We start from the raw sequence: 16445 nt of genomic DNA on the forward strand, positions 1-16445 counted from the left end.
GCCTATGTCAGCTCAGGTTTCGATTGAGAGCCTGCGCCATCCTGCGCGCCCTCATGGGCGGGAATGAGAATCGTTTTGGGCGCAAGGGGCCGACCAAGGCGAATATCTTCAAAGGCCTGCCCGCCCTCTGCCAGGGGGCGGGTTTCCGTCCAGTCGAGCGCGCCAAGACGCCCGTCGAAAATCGCCTGTGCGGTTTGCCGGAAATCCTCGGCGGTATAGGTATAGGTGCCGATAAAGGTGATCTCCTGAAGCGTCATCCGCCGGATATCCAGACCATCTGTCGCCTCCCCCAGCCCGATATGCACGATCACCCCGCCCGGGCGCGCATGGGCCGAGGCGATGGCCCGTGTCCCGGCGAAACCGACACCATCCACCACCATGTCAAACATGTCAGATATATGCAGCCCGTCTGAACCCATCACATGCTGGCTGCATCTCTGCTCAAGAAAGGCGCGGCGATCGGGGTTGGCTTCCAGCATGGTCACATCGCTCACACCCTGCGCCTTCAGGCTTAGCGCCGCGCCAAGCCCGATGGCCCCGCCGCCGATGACAAGCGCCGTCAGGCCTTTATCTGCGACGCCCAGCGCCATCTTTCCCAAACGCACCCCATGCCATCCGCAGGCGATGGGTTCGGCCAGCGCCGCCTTTTCCAGAGACACATCCCCCGGCACCGGCACCAGATTTCCCGGCGGCATCGCCACCCATTCCGCAAACGCCCCCTCCCGCGGCGGCATCGAGATGATCTGGCGCGTCGCGCACAGATTGTCGGCCCCTGCCTTGCAGGCCGCACAGATACCGCAGGTCACAAGCGGGTTCACGGTCACCCGCATCCCGTCGCGCGGGCCGCCTGTGATGACGCCCGCCGCCTCATGGCCCAGGATCAGCGGCGCTGGCCTGCGCTCGTCATGGCCCAGATAGGCATGCATGTCCGAACCGCAGATACCCACGGTTTCCACCCGCAGCAGTTCTTCGCCCGCGCGCGGCTCCGGGTCGGGCATATCGCGGTATTCCAGCGATTTCGATCCGGTATAGACAAGCGCTTTCATTTGGCGGTGAACCCCCCGTCAACCATCAGAACCTGCCCTGTCACATAGGCCGAAGCCTCGGAACACAGGAACAGAAGCGGCCCGTCGATATCCTGCATCTCGCCGTTCCGCCCGATACAGGTCTGCGCGGCATTGCGCGCCAGACGGTCCGGGTCGGCAAACACCGCCTCGGTCAGCTCAGTAGGGAAAAACCCGGGCCCGATGGCGTTTGCATTGATCCCGTGGGGCGACCAGGCTTCGGCCATGGCCCGGGTCAATTGCGCGATCCCGCCCTTGGAGGCGCCATAGGACAGCCCGCCGGGAAAGGCGCGGCTGCTTTGCAGCGAGGCGAAATTGACAATGCGACCCCAGCCCTGTTTTTTCATCGCAGGCACAAAGGCCTGGCTTAGAAAGAACGGTGTGGCCAGATTGAGGTTAAGGGTGGTGTCCCATCCCTCCGCGCTGACCTCATCGGCCTGTTCGCGGGTGTTGATCCCGGCGGCATGCACGATGATATCGGGCGGGCCATTGAGGCCCGCAACGCGGCTGGCAAGTTCGGGCAGGCTTGCCCGGTCTGTCAGATCCCAGGCAATCGCGGCAGCGCGGCCCCCGGTGGTGCTGACCCAGTCATTCAATGCCTCAGCCCGGCGGGCGATGCCAACAACATTGGCCCCGGCCCCGGCCAGCACCGTGGCCGCGCGGCGGCCAAGCCCGGCGCTTGCCCCGGTCACGCAGGCGGTTTTGCCGGACAGGTCGAACAGGGGCGTTATGGCAGATGGCTCAGCCATTTGCCGACAGATCAAAGGTTTCATCGGGGAAATATTTGGCCAGACGGATATCGGCGGTGCGGGCATGCCCCTCCATCCCTTCCAGCCGGGAAATCCGCGCGGTGGCTTCGGCAACCGGTTTGGCACCGGCCTGGGTGGCCCGCTGCCAGGTGACGATCTTCATGTATTTATGTACTGACAGACCGCCGGTGTAAGACGCGGCCCCCGAAGTCGGCAGCACATGGTTGGTGCCCGAGGCCTTGTCACCAAAGGCCACGGTTGTCTCTTCCCCCAGAAACAGAGAGCCATAACAGCTTAGCCGGGTCAGCCACCAATCCAGATCATCGGCCTGTACGGTCAGATGCTCGGGCGCGTAATTGTCAGACGTGGCGGCCATCTCTTCGCGGTCGCCACACAGGATCACCTCGGCATAGTCACGCCAGGCCGCTTCGGCACTTTGGCGGTTCACCTCGGGCAGGTCGGCAATCAGGTGCGGCACCAGGCCCATCACCTCTTCGGCAAGCGCCCTGGTATCGGTCACCAGCCAGACAGGTGAATTATAGCCATGTTCCGCCTGCCCCACCAGATCGGTGGCCACAACTCTGGCATCCGCGTTGGCATCGGCCAGGATCAGACTGTCGGTCGGGCCTGCGATCATGTCGATGCCCACACGGCCAAACAGAAAGCGTTTCGCCTCGGCCACGAACTGATTGCCGGGGCCGACCAGAATATTTGCCTTGGGCAACCCGAACAGGCCGAACGTCATTGCCGCAACGCCCTGCACGCCACCCATGGCCATAATCGTATCGGCCCCGGCAATATGCGCCGCATAGACAATGGCCGGCGCAATGCCGACCCCGGGGCGGGGCGGCGAACAGGCCACGATATGATCGCAACCCGCCACCTTGGCGGTGGTGACCGTCATGATTGCGCTGGCAATATGGCTATAGCGCCCGCCCGGCACATAGCAGCCCGCCGCACGGCAGGGGATGCTTTTCTGACCTGCGATCAGCCCCGGCACGACCTCAACCTCGATATCCTTCAGGGTTTCCTTCTGCGCCTCTGCAAAACGGCGCACATTGCCCTGCGCAAAGCGGATATCGGCCTTAAGCTTGTCGGGCACCAGATCACAGGCCGCCGCGATATCCTCCGCGCTCAACAGGATCGGGCCATCGTATTTGTCGAACTTCGCCGCATAATCCAGCGCCGTCTGATCGCCACCCGCTTCGATGTCCTCCAATATCTTGCGCACCGTTTCATGCACGTCAGACGCATCGCTGCGCGAGGTCAGAGTTGCTTTTTTCAGATACTCGATAGACATCAGTCATTCCATTTCTGGTTAAGGGAGAAACGCGGTGGAGATCGCCGGCACATAGGCGATGAACAGCACCACAATCAGCATGCACAGCACGAAGGGCACGGCGCGCGCCGCAATCTTGAGGATGGATTCCCCCGTCAGCCCCGAAACGACAAAGAGGTTCAGCCCAAGCGGCGGTGTGATAAAGCCCACACCAAGGGCGGTGATCATCATGATGCTGAACTGAATCTCGTTCATGCCGATATTGTCAGCCAGCGGTTTCAGGATCGGCGCAAGGATCACGATATTCGGCGTCGTCTCCATCACGCATCCTGCGGCGATCAGGATGCCGATCATCATCAGGATCAGAAAGGCCGGGTTTTCGGTCACTGTGGTTGCCGAATACACAAAGCCCTGCGGCACGCCAAGAATGGCCAAAGCCTGGGCCAGCGGCAGCGAAAAGGCGATGATCGGCAGGATGATCCCGTTGACCTTGGCCGAACTGATCAACATCGACGGAAAATCAGACAGGCGCAGCGTGCCAAGGATGAACCCCATCGCGATGGTCACCACCACTGCCGTGGCCCCGGCCTCGGTCGGGGTCAGGCGGCCCGAAAAGATACCGTAAAAGATGATGCCCGGCACGATAAACGCATACCAGCCCGATTTCAGCGCCCCCCCAAGATTGGCAAGCCATTCCCGCAAGGTCATCAACCCGCCGCCCTCGTAAGCGTAAAGACGATTCATGATGATGTTGGTGATCAGGATCGCCAGCAGGATCGAAAGGCCCGGGATCACAGCCGCCAGAAACAGGGTGGAGGCGGAAATGCCCAGCACCAGACCCACGATGATATAGGCAATCGACGGCGGGATCAGGATACCGGTACAGGCCCCGGCAGCCACCAGCGCACAGGCATAGGGCCGGGGGTAACCGCTTTCGACCAGACGGTCGATGGTCATCCGGCCCACCGCCGCAGCACCCGCCGCGTCCGAGCCCGAGATCGCCGCGAACATGCCGCAGACCAGCACGGTCGCCGATCCGAAGCCGCCCTTCGCCCAACAGGTCAGCGCCTCTGCCACATCCAGGAATTTCCGGCTGAGCCCGGTGCGCACCAGCACATCACCGGTCAGAATAAAGAGCGGCACCGCGGTCAGCGCGAAGGCGTCAATGCCGTCAAACAGGCTTTCCCCCACCAGCGCGAGCGGAAGCGCGCCGGACATCAGCAGCATGACAATGGCCGCCGCCCCGATTGCCGCCCAGACCGGAACCGCAAGGGCCACCAGCACGACAAACAGAATGACCGAGGTGTAAAAATCCCAGCCCAGCACAACCGGCTGATTTTGAAGCTGATTCCAAAGCATCGCCCGCCCCCTCAGTCAAAGAGCTTGTCGCCTTCGTAGACGTCCACACCGTCACGAAGGGATTGAAGATCGCGCCAAAGCGATTGCAGAAGACGCAGGATAAGCAATGTGAACCCGATCGGCACCGCCATCAGAAACCACACCATGGACACCCGCAAACCATGGCTGACCGATCCGTATTCGGCCGACACCGCGACCGTTTCAAACGACCAGTAAACCGCGATGAAAGACACCGCCAGCATCACCAGATCGCCAAATATATAGAGGATCGCCTTGGGACGCCGCCCAAGATAATGCATCAGCACATCAATGCGGATATGAGCCCGTTCCTTGACCGCCGCCGAGGCGCCAAGCCAGGCCAGATAAATGAAACAATAGCGAACAATCTCTTCCCCCCAGATCGAGGAATACGAGAAGATTTCGCGCCGCAGCACTTCGACGGCCATGGTGACAACAAGCATGACGTAGAAAACCAGAAGCGCCCAGGTCTCTGCATTCTTGTCCAGTATTTTCAGAAATCTCGGCATAGGGTCCTCGCGAACTGGCCAGTATTCCAGCAGTGCTGTTCATGACAGCGCATAGAATGTTCCGAAAAAAGAGGGTGAGAATGACCGGCGGCATCTGCGCCGCCGGCCAAAACACGCAACTCAGGCGTCGTGGACGTAGTACCGGCCCATCGTGCCTGCAGCCTCTTCAAGGGCCGCGAATGTGTCCATGGACCCGGCAAGATCAACCTTGAACTGATCCCAGTCCGGCAGCTGATACCCGCCAACCGCCTGCCATTCGGCCAGTTGATCCGCGCTAAGCGAATGGAACTCAACACCCGAGGACGCCAGTTGCGCCATCGCATAGGATCGTGCCGCCGGAACCTTCGCCAGGTTTTGCTGCGCCGTGATTTCAGAAGCGAATTCGATGCCTTCCTGCACATCACCGGGCAGGGAATCGAACCATTCCAGATTGCAGGAATAAACCTGACTGTCCGGCACCGCCTGGGTAAAGGTCACATGGCTGAGTAATTCGCCGAAGCCAAAGACATGCAGCGCGCCAACCGCCGGGTCCAGCGCATCTGCAACACCCTGGCTGATCGCCGCCGGGGTTTCACCCCAGGCCACCGGCGTCGGGTTGGCGCCAACCATACGGTAATATTGCTGCAACATCTGCGAGCCGGGAACGCGGAACTTGACGCCATCCAGATCCGCGGGGTCAGAACCGGGCCGGGGCCGCCGCGCCGCACCGCAACAACCCGCGGGTCGATAACGATATAAAGCAGTGCCTTGAAGTTGTTGGCCTCGATCCGCGGGTTCACCTCTGTCTTCCAGGCATCGGATGTGACCAGATTGGTGAACCGCTGATTGGAGCCGCAGAAATAAGGCAGGTTGATCAGATCAACCGCCGATGCGAAGGGCGCAAAGTTCGACAGGGAATGCTGTGCCACCTGAATCGTGCCGGTCTGAACCCGCTGTGCAAGCGCACCGCCCGCCCCAAGCTGACCGCCCGGTGCAAGACGCACATAGACCTTGCCGTTGGTGGCGTTCTGGATGTTCTCTTTCAGGTCAAGCTGCATGATCGGATAGCTGCGCGAGGCACCCAGAACATAGGCCGTGGCCAGGGTCATGATGTGATCCGCGGCGTTTTCACGATCCCGCTCTTCCGTGGCGGTCTGGGCTGCGGCCTCTGACGACCACAACATGCCGCTGGCACCCGCAACCATCGCAGCCGTAAAGCCGCCTGTGCCGGCCAGTTTCAGGAAATTCCGCCGCTCGGCGGATTTCACTTCCTTGAGGTCTTTGTCCAATAGTCTTCCTCCCTAGAGCTTATTCACCGCTGCTGTTGTTTTTTTCAGCGGCCTCCTTGCCAAGTATCGCAACGACGAAACCGATCACCGCCGCAAACAGAACCAGCATTTCACCGACATCTCCCAAAAACCTTTCAGCCCCCATCGAGCCAAGCGCCACGTTCAGCGTGAAGATCGCAAACAAAACCGCAGCGGCAAGTAGGGGCATGAAACAGTCACTTTTTGTCAGAATGTGATTCCCGAGTGAATGTAAGCGCTTACATTTTTATTTGCAAGCGCTTACATTCCGCTGTGCTTTGATGTTACTCTTCAGCATATTGATAAGGATGACACCAACATGGCCCGCCAGATACCCGGGATCAAAGGGGGCGAAACGACAGGCCGATCCGTGGTCCCGACACTTGATGATGTGGCGCAGCATGCCAATGTGTCGACGGCCACCGTATCGCGCTGCCTGAACTATCCTGACCGGGTTGTGGAAAAGACGCGATCCCGCGTTATGGCCGCCATTCACGAGTTGGGGTATTCCCCCAATTTCGGAGCCCGGGCGCTGGCGGTGCGGCGCACAAACACCATCGGGGCCATTATTCCAACAATGGAAAATGCTGTTTTTGCCCGTGGCATTCAGGCGTTTCAGGAAGAATTGCGTTCAAGCGGCGTTACCCTGCTGATCGCCAGTTCCTCTTACCGCGAGGATCTGGAAGAAGAACAGGTACGCACACTGGTCGCCCGCGGCGCCGATGGCCTGCTGTTAATCGGCTACCATCGCCGGGATGAAATTTACCGGTTTCTGGAAACCCAGGGGGTTCCCGCATTGATCACCTGGGCCTATGATCCGGACGCTCCGCAGATTTCCATCGGTTTTGACAACCGCCTGGCGATGATGACCCTGGCGCGGGAGGTTATTGCCCTCGGCCATCGCCAGATCGGCGTGATCTCGGCAGAGCAGGCTGGCAATGATCGCGCCAGTGAACGGGTGTTGGGCATTCGCGCCGCAATGGAAGAGGCCGGGCTGGACCCCGGAAGTCTGACCCTGATCGAAACCGAGTTTGGGATCGAACGGGGCGCTGACGCGTTTCATACGATGATGGCAGGCCCGACCAGGCCCACAGTTGTGATGTGCGGCAATGACGTGTTGGCGATTGGCGCTTTGGGCCGGGCCAAGAAAATGGGACTGCGCGTTCCCGATGACATCTCGATCACCGGGTTTGATGACATCGAGCTGGCGCGGACTGCCGACCCCGACCTGACAACGGTTCATGTCCCCCACCGTGAGATGGGGCGGGAGGCCGCCAGACTGCTTGTACGCATGGTCGCCGGGCAGACACAGAACAAAAGCATCGAGTTGAAAACCCAACGCTGCATGCGCAACACGCTTGGCTCTCCCGGCCCGGTCCGGGCCACGGGCAAAACAGCCAGGCAGACCCCATAAATTCGGGCGACCCGTTTGAAGACCGCCGCAATATTGACACCAGACAGAGGGTATTCATGTATAAGAAAATCATCGTGGCCATGGCGCTGGATCATGGCATTGGCGCCAAAGCGCTGGACGTGGCGCGCAGCCTGAAAGCAGACGGTGGAGAGATATATGCCGTTCATGTTTATGAACCGCTTCAGGGTTCGGTCAGTGCGTTTGTCTCGGAAGAGGCGGTGAACAACGCCCTGCAAAAGGTCAAAGATGCCCTTGCGGAACGCACCCGTGACGCTGCCGATGTCGAGGGCGTATTGCTGAAAGGCCATTCCGGTCGTGCCATCGCCGATCATGCCCGGGAAGTGGGGGCAGATTGTATCATCATCGGATCTCACAAACCCGGTTTGCGCGATTTCCTGATCGGCTCCACAGCGGCACGGGTCATGCGCCATGCCCATTGCTCGGTTCACCTGCTGCGTTAAAGCCTTTCGAGTTTTCATTGAGACATGATCATCGCTTTTCGCGTTCGACCGAAGGGAGAGGCAGCGAACAAGCGATTCAATGTTAACTCGAAAGGCTATAGGCGGCGTGGCGATGGGTCATGCAGCCGCCGGGCCTATGATCTGCCCCCTTAAAGCACCCTGCCTGAAACTTGAATCACAAATACCCTGCCACGCTTCGCGTTCTCGGGACATTTGTGATGCGCGATGTCTCAGGTTTAAGGCAGCATGCTGCAGGGTAACGTTTTGTCCAACGCATGTGCGGTTTCATCCGGGTCGGACCTGACTGGCCATTGCGGTTGGGTTGTAAAACGTGTGCCGTGCCCGCCCTCTTTTCTTCGAGGTATAAAGCGCCTGATCTGCGTCACTCAACAGTTGATCCACCGTCGGGTTGGTATAATAGCGCGACAACGTGGTCCCGATCGAGGCTGAGATGCGGCAGGTCTTATCCTGAAACAGGGTTGGTTCCTCCAGCCGGTCGATCAGCCGCAACGCGATCCGTTCCAGCAGATCGGGGTCATCACAATCCTGGAACAGCATAACAAACTCATCCCCGCCCATGCGGGCCACAATATCGCTTTTGCGCAGTTCGGCACAAAGCACAGCGGCCACATGTGTCAGCACATGGTCGCCTGCGGCATGGCCCAGCGTGTCATTGACCTGTTTGAAATAATCCAGATCCAGATGCATCAGCCCATACCGCGATTGCGGATCGCTCAACGTGCGGGACAGGGCCATATCCATCGCCCGGCGATTGGCAAGCCCGGTCAGCGTGTCGGTCAGCGCCTGTTCTTCCGCCACCATCCGCGCGGCTTGCAGCCTTTCGGTCAGCATCTGCGATTCCTGTGCAGTCAGTGCAATCGCTTCTCTGAGGTAGAGCAGATCAACCGTTTGATCGCAGGGCGCAAAATCCCCCAATGTCAGGTGCCATTCGGCAACCGCCTGGGCAAATGACACTCCAAGCGAGATGTTCACAAACGCGCCGGTATCGCCGGGCAGCGTCACCACCATACCCCGCAATGTCAGATGCGGGGCCGCATTCAGTGTCAGCGTCAGGCGCTGGCCCTGCAAAGACATCAGATCAGGCAGCTTGCTGACCAGTCGCGGGCGTTTCAGCGTCATCAGGTCAAAGATGCTGCCGCCGATGATATCCACATGCCCCACCATCTTGCGAAAGGTCGGCCCGGCACGGACGATCTGCCCCTTGGGGCTCAGCCAGACATGCAGGGGCATCAACCGGTCCAGCGCAACACCAGACAGGCCAATCAGCGGATCGGGATTTATCTTTTCCACCCCGGTCATGACACCCGTGTTCCCAGTTCAAAGGCCTGCCCGGCAGAAAACTGCGTCTCCAGCAGTTCGATAACCAGCGTCTCCCGCCCGTTTTCGCCAATCTCTGAATCCAGAAGCACCAAAGCGCCATAATCATCAGCCATCACCCTGAGCGTTCCCAGAAGAACAGACCCGATGCCGGGCAAGGCCCATTTCGTTTCCAGAATGAACCGGCGCGGGCCGTCTGCATGCAGCGCGATCTCGGGCATATCGAGATCGGGCAAGGCCATTCGGGCGCGGCCCGGAAGCTCCTCAAGCGATTGCAGGAATTCCAGAAATGTCGCGCCGCCAAACCGCAGCAATCGGCGCACGGGCTCCCTCTCTGGGGTAGACACCAGCCAGATCCCGATATCTTCCAGGATCACCGCCGCTTCTTTCTGCAGAACAAAACAGGTCGCGGCCACGAGCTTGAGGGTAAGCCTGACCTCGTAATGCAGCATGGATTCGAACTCTTCAAAAGGCAGCCCGGCCTGATTGCGCACCTCGGTCCATGTCTCGGGGCCATAGGTATCTTTCAAGAATTCCTGCAACGCCCGATTGACCAGACCATGCATATTGACCCTTCCCGCAACTCATATGCGGCTGTGATAGTCAGAAAAGCGTAAAGAAACCGTTGGCAGAGGTGTTTAGCCAAGCCTCAACCGTAAGATGATTCTGTTAGGTACTCTTAACCACTAGGTGCATATTGATTGATAAATAGGACCAATGGCCCTATCTTGAGACCATCAAAGGGTAACAGAGCCAAGTTATAACAAGGGGTAAATATGACACGTCAAGAACAAACTCTTGCAGATGACAAGATGCGTGCCGAGATCGCCAAGCTGCTTGCAGAAACCCGGCATATCGGAGTTAACACCTTTCTCGCCCCTGCTCTTGCCGCTGCTGCCCTTATGGGGGCGACTGCTGCGATCGTGAAGCTTATTTTCTGATGAATGCGGATGAACTTCATGAAGCCCATCGCAAACTGGGCCTCAGCGCGAATGGAGCCGCCCGGCTATTTATGGTCTCGGATGGCCGTACAGTGCGGCGCTGGTGGAACGGTGAGCGTGATATTCCCGGACCCGTCGAGGTTTTGACCCGCGCCTTGATCGAGAGCAAGGCGGTCCGTAATTTTTTCAGCCTCGAAATGGCCGAATAGAGCGTTTTGCGGTTTCATTGAAACATTGTTCACCGTAATTCGCATTCGAAATCAGCTATTTGCTGATTAGAGCACCCTGCCTTAAACCTGAGACATCGCGCATCACAAATGTCCCGAGAACGCGAAGCGTGGCAGGGCATTTGTGATTCAAGTTTCAGGCAGGGTGCTTTAAAAATCACGTATCTGCCAGTTTATCCCCCTGGAATCGCACTCCAATTCCAATGCAGAAGGCTGTACGGAAAACCCGCATCCTTACTGCGCTTCCCCCAATATGCCCGGGGGGATGATACGGCAGATTTCAGAAATCCGTGGGTGCGCCGCCCTCTTCCTTGCGCCGCGCCACAAAGGCCTGCAACGCTTCGCGGCGGTCATCCTGCATGGGCGGTGCCTCGAATTCCGCAAGGATTTTCTTGTAAATCTTATGGGCCCGTTCCGCCGTCCAGACGGCACCATCCAGCTGCCAGCCCTCGAAATTGCGCCAGTCTGACAGGAACGGCTGATAGAACGCGGTCTGATAGCGTTCCTGTGTGTGGGCACATCCGAAATAATGCCCGCCCGCGCCAACCTCGCGAATGGCATCCAGGCCGATCTCATCCTCGGACGTGGCCCAGAGCGCCGGTTCGAAATAGCGCTGAATCTGCTGCAAAACCTCGCAATCCATCACGAATTTCTCGGGCGAGGCGATCAGCCCGCCTTCCAGCCAGCCTGCCGCGTGATAAACCATATTGGTGCCGGACTGCACCGCCGCCCACAGGCTTTGCGAGGTTTCCCACATCGCCTGCCCATCCGGCACATTCGCCGCACAGACCCCCGAAGACCGCATCGGCAGCCTGTAGAACCGCGCCATCTGTCCGGTCATCTGGGTCGCGCGCATATATTCCGGCGTGCCAAAGGCGGGTGCGCCCGATTTCATATCCACATTCGAGGTGAAAGTGCCAATCGCCACCGGGCAGCCCGGGTTGATATATTGCAGAAGCGCAATCGCGGCGAGACCCTCGGCCAGAGACAGCGCCACAGCGCCCGACATGGTGACCGGGGCCATCGCACCCGCAAGCGTGAAGGGCGTAACCACCACCGGCTGCCCCCGCCGCGCCAGCCGCATCGCCCCGTCAAGCATCGGAAAGTCATGTTTCAGGGGCGAGACCGAGTTGATATTGGTATACATTCGCGGCGTGGCGTCGAATTCCTCATGGGTCAGGCCAGCGGCGATCCGCACCATCTCCATCACATCATCCACCCGTTCCGCCCCAAGCGAATAGGCATGGGGGACCTTGTCGGTCAGGGTCAGTTTTTCATACAGGCAGTCCAGATGCCGCACCGATGCGTGGATATCAATCGGCTCGGGCGCATAGCCGCCCGCGAAATGGATGCAGTTGAAATACTGGGTGAGTTTCAGGAATTCCTTATAGGTCTCGAAATCGCCCGAGCGTTTGCCGCGTTCCATGTCCCAGGCATTGGGCGGAGAGGAGACATTGCCGAAGGTCAGGACATTTTCGCCAATGATCAACTGCCGGTCCGGGTTGCGCGGGGTGATGGTGAAACTGTCCGGCGCATGGCCCAGCATCTCCATCACGAAGGCCTCATCCATGAAGACCTTCTCGCCATCCACCTTGCAGCCCGCCCGGGTCAGAATCTCCCGCGCCTCATCGTTCAGGAACTCGATCCCGATCTCGTTGAGAATGCGCATCGCGCCTGTATGGATGGCCTGAACCCCATCGCCGTCCAGCGGTTCTGTCGGCGCATCGGTGTTGCGGATCAACCGCCAGGGCATCTGGTCGACGGCCGTGTGCCCCGCACGGTTGGCATGGCCCTTGCGGCCCCCGGCACGGCGGCGGCGAACGGGTGTCTCGGCGGTCATGTCAGGTCTCTCCCACAGGCGGTTGCCGACCCAGACTGGCCGCTGAATGCCAACAGGGGTTTTCAGATAGCGACGGATCGCGTCGTATTTTGGCGTCCGGCAGGCGTATCTGTGCCGCCGTGATCCTCCAGCCAGGTGGGGATATGGCTGATATCGGGCAAAACCACATGGGCCAGATCGGCCAGATCGCCCCGGGAGGCCAGACCGGTCAGAACACCCATACCGATCATCCCCGCGCTTTTCGCCGCGCTCAGATCATGGCGGCTGTCCCCGACCATCAGCACATTGCAAGGGGGCAGACCCGTTGCCTCGGCAAAGCCCAGGCACATGCCCGGTTCAGGTTTCGTGCCATAGCCGCTATCGGCACCGGCGATATAGTCGAACATCGCCTCCACGCCCGAGGCCGTCAGATGGGCGCGGGCGGGCACTTCCGCGTCATTGGTCGCCACCCCCAGACACAATCCGCGTGCTTTCAGCCCGGCCAGAAAGGCGGCCAGCGGCACCACCTCGGCCATCTGCGTATTGGCCGCCGTCTCTTCCAGATGGCGATAGAGCGTTTCAAAGCCAAGTTCGGGAAGACCGGGCAACAGGGCGCGCGCGGTTTCCTCCAGGGTTCCGGCCACCGCAACACTGTCGGGCTGAAACCGCCCTGCCCCGATGTCAAAGCCGATCCGCAGGCCTAGTTCCGCGGCCTGCACCGGGTCTCCCCCCGCCAGTTCGTGCAGCATATCTATGGCCCAGCGCGACCAACTGGCCTGAAAATCATACAATGTTCCGTCTTTGTCGAACAGAATGCCCGTGATCATCCCTGCACCTCAGCCTTGTGCTTTCATAGCCCCAAGACGTGACTGTCCCTTGACCATTATGCAACAGGACCGTCATTGTATGCCCCATGGATGGCGCAAAACCTCGTTTCGGGCTGCATGACAGCATCACATTCCACATATCCCAGACCGCTCGCGGGATAGAACGGCGGGTTGAAGAAGGGTTGCGTGGCTTTGGCCTGACGCGGATCGGATGGTGTATTCTGGTGGCTGTGGGGGAGGACGGGCTGAAAAACCCGTCCGAGATCGCAAGTTTTGTCGGGATTGACCGCACCGCCACATCGCGGGCGCTGCGGCAGTTGGAAGATGAAGGTCTGATCGCGCGCAGTATCGGGCGCGAAGACCGCCGCATGACCGAGGTGGCCCTGACCCCGGAAGGGCAGAGCCGCATGCAGGCCGCAACGCCGGTTTGTTCGGAAAACATGGCCCATTTCAACGACAGGCTCTCGGCCGCCGAGCGGATGGAACTGACCCGTATTTTAGGGAAACTGCACAATGATGTGCAGGATAACCCAAGAGCGTGACACCGCTTTTGACCTCTCTCAGGTCCAGTTCGGAACTGCGCCGCCGGGCAGGGACTGACGGGCTTGAGACAAAATCTCATACCCGATACCCTGTGCATCGCAACATCCAATGACCCAGGCATCATCCATCATGATGAAATCCAGAACCGCCCCCAGAAACTGGGCATCACCGGCCCGTGCGGTGACATCCGCAACACAGGCACCGGTTGTCCCCAGAAAGACCTCAAACAGGCCGGGATCGGCAGCCAGCCATTCCAGAGCCTTCAGAGCGGTTTTTTCGGCGGTTTCTTGCTGCATTACCAAGCGTCACCTGCATGATTAAATAGTTTGTTAACCTTTGAGTCGCATAGCTTCTCGAAAAACCTGTGAAAATTGTATTGGAGCATCGAGTATGACAGGGCGTATCTTGGTCGTTGATGACGTTGCGACAAATCGCATCGTGATGAAAGTCAAACTATCAGCCGCCTGCTATGACGTGCTTCAGGCCGATTGCGGAAAAGATGCCCTTGAAAAGGCGAAATCCCAGAAGCCCGATCTGATCCTTCTGGATGTGCTGATGCCCGATATGAACGGGGTCACCGTTTGCGAAAAGCTGAAAGAAGACCCCGAGACCGCAGATATCCCTGTCATCATGATCACCGCCATGGCGGATCGGAACAGCAAGATGCGGGGGTTGGAAAAGGGGGCTGACGATTTTCTGACCAAACCGGTGGACGAAATTGCCCTGCTCGCCCGGGTCCGGTCGCTGTTGCGCGCCCGCGACATACAGCGCGAATTGCGCCTGCGCGAGGAAACCTGCGTTGAGCTTGGGTTTGCCGAAGAGCCCGGCACATTCGAGGGGCCCGGCAAAATCGCACTGATTGCCCCGGATTCAGCCACTGCAACGATCTGGAAACAGGCGCTGGAAAGCAAATGCGCCTGCAAGGTGAAGATCGTTCCACGGGAAGATGCGCTGAGCGAGCTGGATACGGAAATGATGCCGGATGTCTTTGTCATAGCCGCCGATCTGGCGTCACGAAATGACGGTTTGCGTTTATTGTCTGATCTGCGGTCGCGCCCGAGCACACGACATGCGGCCACATTGATGATTTTGCCGAACGAAGACAGCGAACGGGCCGCTATCGCCCTGGATCTGGGCGCGGGCGATATCCTCTATGAACATCTGGATGCAGATGAGCTGGCTGTTCGCATCAAAACCCAGCTTCGGCGCAAGCGGCAGTCTGACCAGTTACGCTCGACTGTTCAGGCGGGCCTGGAACTTGCCGTGACCGACAGCCTGACCGGCCTGCACAACCGGCGTTACGCCCTGCACCATCTGGACCGGATGCTGGGCCATCAGGGCCGGGGGCTTGCGGTGATGATGCTGGATCTGGATTTTTTCAAACAGGTGAATGACCGCCATGGCCATGCCGCGGGCGATGCGGTTCTGGTTGTGGTCGCCGAACGCCTGCGCGCGCAGCTGCGGCGTATGGATTTGCTGGCCCGGATCGGCGGCGAAGAATTTCTTGTAGCGCTTCCCGATACAGATCGTGCCCGGGCCATAGACGTGGCCGAACGGTTGCGCATCGCGGTGGGGGGAACACCTGTTATGGTCGGTGGGAAAACCCCTCCGATCCCGGTGACCTTGAGTATCGGGATCGCTCTGGCGCAGAACGGGGAGGTGAATGCCAAGGCCATTCTCACCCGCGCGGACCGTGCCCTTTACGGGTCCAAATCCGAGGGCCGGAACCTTGTGACCCTGGCCACATCATCCACCGCCAGATCCGCCGCCCCGTTTCCTGCATCTTCTTGAAAAGAAAGGTGCTTTAATCCGGTACGTTGTCGATGCCCGATCTGCCCCAGGGGTGGCACCGCCCGATCCGGCGCAGCGTCAGCCAGGCCCCTTTCAGGCCGCCATGTTTCTCCAACGCTTCCAGCGCATAGGCCGAGCAGGTCGGGTGATAGCGACAATTGAACCCGACCCAGGGCGAAAGCACCGCGCGGTAGGCGCGGATGGGCAGGGCAAAAAGGCGGGCAAGCAGGGTCATCGGTGGATTTTTTTCAAGGCGCGGGACAGACCGGCCTGTAATTGGGTGAATGGCAGGGTCGTGGTGGCCCCCGGTCGGCCGACCAAGACATAATCCCAACCCGGGCGCCCTTCCAGAGGCAGAACCGCGCGGGCAATTTCCCGCAATCGTCGCTTGGCACGGTTTCTTGCAACGGCATTGCCGACTTTTCTGGAACAGGTAAAACCCACGCGTATAAGCCTTGCGTCGATCCCCTCACTTTCAACCCGTTCACGGGCCTGCAACAAAAACCCCGGTGTAGGGGCCCGCACAGCTTTCGCAGCCCGCAGAAAATCCGGCCGCCTGGTCAGGGTTTCAAGCAAAAAAGCCCCCGTCGACGGGGCGGTCGGCGGAGGCGCATTCGGTGTCATATCACCGGCCTTATCAGATGGATCAGGCGCTCAGCGACTTCCGGCCGCGGGCGCGGCGGGCGTTGAGAATCTTGCGACCGGCCTTGGTTGCCATGCGGGCACGAAATCCGTGGCGGTGTTTGCGCACCAGATTGGACGGCTGAAATGTGCGTTTCGACATTGTCTTGCTCCGTGATCTTGCCGGACGGCACCGCTG

20 protein-coding genes and 1 pseudogene are annotated in these 16445 nt (G+C 59.6%); 6 read left to right on the plus strand and 15 right to left on the minus strand.

Annotation, left to right across the window (positions count from 1 at the left end; all coding sequences use genetic code 11):
* Positions 1-2: 2 nt before the first annotated feature.
* The 7 genes and pseudogenes from E2K80_RS12260 to E2K80_RS12290 all read right to left on the minus strand — a co-directional run bounded on the left by E2K80_RS12260 (position 3) and on the right by E2K80_RS12290 (position 6454).
* The gene (locus E2K80_RS12260) at positions 3-1046 is read right to left on the minus strand and encodes a zinc-dependent alcohol dehydrogenase (protein ID WP_135375261.1); all 1044 of its coding nucleotides are present in this window, start codon (positions 1044-1046) and stop codon (positions 3-5) included.
* On the minus strand, positions 1043-1813 hold the full coding sequence (locus tag E2K80_RS12265; protein WP_135375262.1) for an SDR family NAD(P)-dependent oxidoreductase: 771 nt from the start codon (positions 1811-1813) through the stop codon (positions 1043-1045). Before E2K80_RS12265 ends, E2K80_RS12260 begins: the two co-directional genes overlap by 4 nt.
* The gene (gene hisD / locus E2K80_RS12270; RefSeq protein ID WP_135375263.1) at positions 1806-3113 is read right to left on the minus strand and encodes a histidinol dehydrogenase; all 1308 of its coding nucleotides are present in this window, start codon (positions 3111-3113) and stop codon (positions 1806-1808) included. Before hisD ends, E2K80_RS12265 begins: the two co-directional genes overlap by 8 nt.
* Positions 3114-3131: 18 nt before the next feature.
* Positions 3132-4451, minus strand: a complete 1320-nt coding sequence (locus E2K80_RS12275) for a TRAP transporter large permease (protein WP_135375264.1) — start codon at positions 4449-4451, stop codon at positions 3132-3134.
* Positions 4452-4462: 11 nt separating this feature from the next.
* Entirely contained in the window at positions 4463-4978 is a 516-nt protein-coding gene (locus tag E2K80_RS12280) for a TRAP transporter small permease (RefSeq protein WP_135375265.1), read from the minus strand.
* A 120-nt stretch (positions 4979-5098) separates the two neighbouring features.
* Positions 5099-6246: pseudogene (locus E2K80_RS12285) on the minus strand (TRAP transporter substrate-binding protein).
* Positions 6247-6265: 19 nt separating this feature from the next.
* Positions 6266-6454 carry a hypothetical protein gene (locus E2K80_RS12290; protein ID WP_135375266.1) on the minus strand — a complete coding sequence of 63 codons (189 nt, stop codon included), beginning with the start codon at positions 6452-6454 and terminating at the stop codon, positions 6266-6268.
* Positions 6455-6583: 129 nt separating this feature from the next.
* On the opposite strand from E2K80_RS12290, the gene E2K80_RS12295 reads away from it, so the two are divergent.
* Positions 6584-7678, plus strand: coding sequence for a LacI family DNA-binding transcriptional regulator (locus E2K80_RS12295; RefSeq protein ID WP_135375267.1), 1095 nt, complete (start codon positions 6584-6586; stop codon positions 7676-7678).
* A gap of 56 nt (positions 7679-7734) precedes the next feature.
* Positions 7735-8139, plus strand: coding sequence for a universal stress protein (locus E2K80_RS12300; RefSeq protein ID WP_135375268.1), 405 nt, complete (start codon positions 7735-7737; stop codon positions 8137-8139).
* Between the two features lie 285 nt (positions 8140-8424).
* Here the strand turns inward: E2K80_RS12300 and E2K80_RS12305 are convergent, their stop codons facing one another.
* Together E2K80_RS12305 and E2K80_RS12310 are read right to left on the minus strand one after the other, a co-directional pair.
* A complete protein-coding gene (locus E2K80_RS12305) occupies positions 8425-9459 on the minus strand; it encodes a GGDEF domain-containing protein (RefSeq protein ID WP_135375269.1) in 1035 nt (344 codons plus the stop codon).
* Positions 9456-10043 carry a heme NO-binding domain-containing protein gene (locus E2K80_RS12310; protein WP_135375270.1) on the minus strand — a complete coding sequence of 196 codons (588 nt, stop codon included), beginning with the start codon at positions 10041-10043 and terminating at the stop codon, positions 9456-9458. The genes E2K80_RS12305 and E2K80_RS12310 overlap by 4 nt, the downstream gene beginning before the upstream one ends.
* 210 nt (positions 10044-10253) lie before the next feature.
* Between E2K80_RS12310 and E2K80_RS12315 the strand changes: the two genes are divergently transcribed.
* Positions 10254-10418: a hypothetical protein gene (locus E2K80_RS12315; RefSeq protein WP_135375271.1), complete on the plus strand. Its 165-nt coding sequence runs from the start codon at positions 10254-10256 to the stop codon at positions 10416-10418.
* Positions 10418-10627 (plus strand): hypothetical protein, encoded by a 210-nt coding sequence (locus E2K80_RS12320; protein ID WP_135375272.1) that lies wholly within the window; start codon positions 10418-10420, stop codon positions 10625-10627. Before E2K80_RS12315 ends, E2K80_RS12320 begins: the two co-directional genes overlap by 1 nt.
* Before the next feature lie 298 nt (positions 10628-10925).
* Here E2K80_RS12320 and E2K80_RS12325 read toward each other — a convergent pair whose 3' ends face one another.
* Entirely contained in the window at positions 10926-12485 is a 1560-nt protein-coding gene (locus E2K80_RS12325) for a trimethylamine methyltransferase family protein (protein ID WP_135375273.1), read from the minus strand.
* 62 nt (positions 12486-12547) lie between these two features.
* Positions 12548-13291: an HAD family hydrolase gene (locus E2K80_RS12330; RefSeq protein WP_135375274.1), complete on the minus strand. Its 744-nt coding sequence runs from the start codon at positions 13289-13291 to the stop codon at positions 12548-12550.
* 86 nt (positions 13292-13377) lie between these two features.
* Here E2K80_RS12330 and E2K80_RS12335 point away from each other — a divergent pair, with 86 nt between their 5' ends.
* Positions 13378-13833 carry a MarR family winged helix-turn-helix transcriptional regulator gene (locus E2K80_RS12335; RefSeq protein WP_135375275.1) on the plus strand — a complete coding sequence of 152 codons (456 nt, stop codon included), beginning with the start codon at positions 13378-13380 and terminating at the stop codon, positions 13831-13833.
* Positions 13834-13851: 18 nt separating this feature from the next.
* Here the strand turns inward: E2K80_RS12335 and E2K80_RS12340 are convergent, their stop codons facing one another.
* On the minus strand, positions 13852-14130 hold the full coding sequence (locus E2K80_RS12340; RefSeq protein ID WP_135375276.1) for a DUF3572 domain-containing protein: 279 nt from the start codon (positions 14128-14130) through the stop codon (positions 13852-13854).
* A gap of 94 nt (positions 14131-14224) precedes the next feature.
* Between E2K80_RS12340 and E2K80_RS12345 the strand changes: the two genes are divergently transcribed.
* The gene (locus tag E2K80_RS12345) at positions 14225-15625 is read left to right on the plus strand and encodes a diguanylate cyclase (protein WP_135375277.1); all 1401 of its coding nucleotides are present in this window, start codon (positions 14225-14227) and stop codon (positions 15623-15625) included.
* Between the two features lie 13 nt (positions 15626-15638).
* Here E2K80_RS12345 and yidD read toward each other — a convergent pair whose 3' ends face one another.
* From yidD to rpmH, 3 genes are read right to left on the minus strand one after another with little or no spacing between them, the layout of a single operon-like run.
* Complete coding sequence (gene yidD / locus E2K80_RS12350; RefSeq protein WP_135375278.1) at positions 15639-15860, minus strand: membrane protein insertion efficiency factor YidD; 222 nt, start codon at positions 15858-15860, stop codon at positions 15639-15641.
* Positions 15857-16249: a ribonuclease P protein component gene (gene rnpA / locus E2K80_RS12355; protein WP_135375279.1), complete on the minus strand. Its 393-nt coding sequence runs from the start codon at positions 16247-16249 to the stop codon at positions 15857-15859. Before rnpA ends, yidD begins: the two co-directional genes overlap by 4 nt.
* A gap of 22 nt (positions 16250-16271) precedes the next feature.
* On the minus strand, positions 16272-16409 hold the full coding sequence (rpmH, locus tag E2K80_RS12360) for a 50S ribosomal protein L34 (protein ID WP_011453767.1): 138 nt from the start codon (positions 16407-16409) through the stop codon (positions 16272-16274).
* Between the last annotated feature and the right edge of the window lie 36 nt (positions 16410-16445).

The sequence above is a fragment of the Rhodophyticola sp. CCM32 genome, assembly GCF_004751985.1.
Taxonomy (GTDB): Bacteria; Pseudomonadota; Alphaproteobacteria; order Rhodobacterales; family Rhodobacteraceae; genus Rhodophyticola.

Excerpts from the sequence above, each read along its gene's own strand:
- E2K80_RS12340 (WP_135375276.1), bottom strand. The coding sequence starts at position 14,130 with ATGCAGCAAGAAACCGCCGAAAAAACCGCTCTGAAGGCTCTGGAATGG.
- E2K80_RS12345 (WP_135375277.1), top strand. The coding sequence starts at position 14,225 with ATGACAGGGCGTATCTTGGTCGTTGATGACGTTGCGACAAATCGCATC.
- E2K80_RS12305 (WP_135375269.1), bottom strand. The coding sequence starts at position 9,459 with ATGACCGGGGTGGAAAAGATAAATCCCGATCCGCTGATTGGCCTGTCT.
- E2K80_RS12320 (WP_135375272.1), top strand. The coding sequence starts at position 10,418 with ATGAATGCGGATGAACTTCATGAAGCCCATCGCAAACTGGGCCTCAGC.
- E2K80_RS12275 (WP_135375264.1), bottom strand. The coding sequence starts at position 4,451 with ATGCTTTGGAATCAGCTTCAAAATCAGCCGGTTGTGCTGGGCTGGGAT.
- E2K80_RS12325 (WP_135375273.1), bottom strand. The coding sequence starts at position 12,485 with ATGACCGCCGAGACACCCGTTCGCCGCCGCCGTGCCGGGGGCCGCAAG.
- E2K80_RS12310 (WP_135375270.1), bottom strand. The coding sequence starts at position 10,043 with ATGCATGGTCTGGTCAATCGGGCGTTGCAGGAATTCTTGAAAGATACC.
- yidD (WP_135375278.1), bottom strand. The coding sequence starts at position 15,860 with ATGACCCTGCTTGCCCGCCTTTTTGCCCTGCCCATCCGCGCCTACCGC.
- hisD (WP_135375263.1), bottom strand. The coding sequence starts at position 3,113 with ATGTCTATCGAGTATCTGAAAAAAGCAACTCTGACCTCGCGCAGCGAT.
- rpmH (WP_011453767.1), bottom strand. The coding sequence starts at position 16,409 with ATGTCGAAACGCACATTTCAGCCGTCCAATCTGGTGCGCAAACACCGC.
- E2K80_RS12330 (WP_135375274.1), bottom strand. The coding sequence starts at position 13,291 with ATGATCACGGGCATTCTGTTCGACAAAGACGGAACATTGTATGATTTT.
- E2K80_RS12315 (WP_135375271.1), top strand. The coding sequence starts at position 10,254 with ATGACACGTCAAGAACAAACTCTTGCAGATGACAAGATGCGTGCCGAG.
- rnpA (WP_135375279.1), bottom strand. The coding sequence starts at position 16,249 with ATGACACCGAATGCGCCTCCGCCGACCGCCCCGTCGACGGGGGCTTTT.
- E2K80_RS12260 (WP_135375261.1), bottom strand. The coding sequence starts at position 1,046 with ATGAAAGCGCTTGTCTATACCGGATCGAAATCGCTGGAATACCGCGAT.
- E2K80_RS12290 (WP_135375266.1), bottom strand. The coding sequence starts at position 6,454 with ATGCCCCTACTTGCCGCTGCGGTTTTGTTTGCGATCTTCACGCTGAAC.
- E2K80_RS12295 (WP_135375267.1), top strand. The coding sequence starts at position 6,584 with ATGGCCCGCCAGATACCCGGGATCAAAGGGGGCGAAACGACAGGCCGA.
- E2K80_RS12265 (WP_135375262.1), bottom strand. The coding sequence starts at position 1,813 with ATGGCTGAGCCATCTGCCATAACGCCCCTGTTCGACCTGTCCGGCAAA.
- E2K80_RS12300 (WP_135375268.1), top strand. The coding sequence starts at position 7,735 with ATGTATAAGAAAATCATCGTGGCCATGGCGCTGGATCATGGCATTGGC.
- E2K80_RS12335 (WP_135375275.1), top strand. The coding sequence starts at position 13,378 with ATGGATGGCGCAAAACCTCGTTTCGGGCTGCATGACAGCATCACATTC.
- E2K80_RS12280 (WP_135375265.1), bottom strand. The coding sequence starts at position 4,978 with ATGCCGAGATTTCTGAAAATACTGGACAAGAATGCAGAGACCTGGGCG.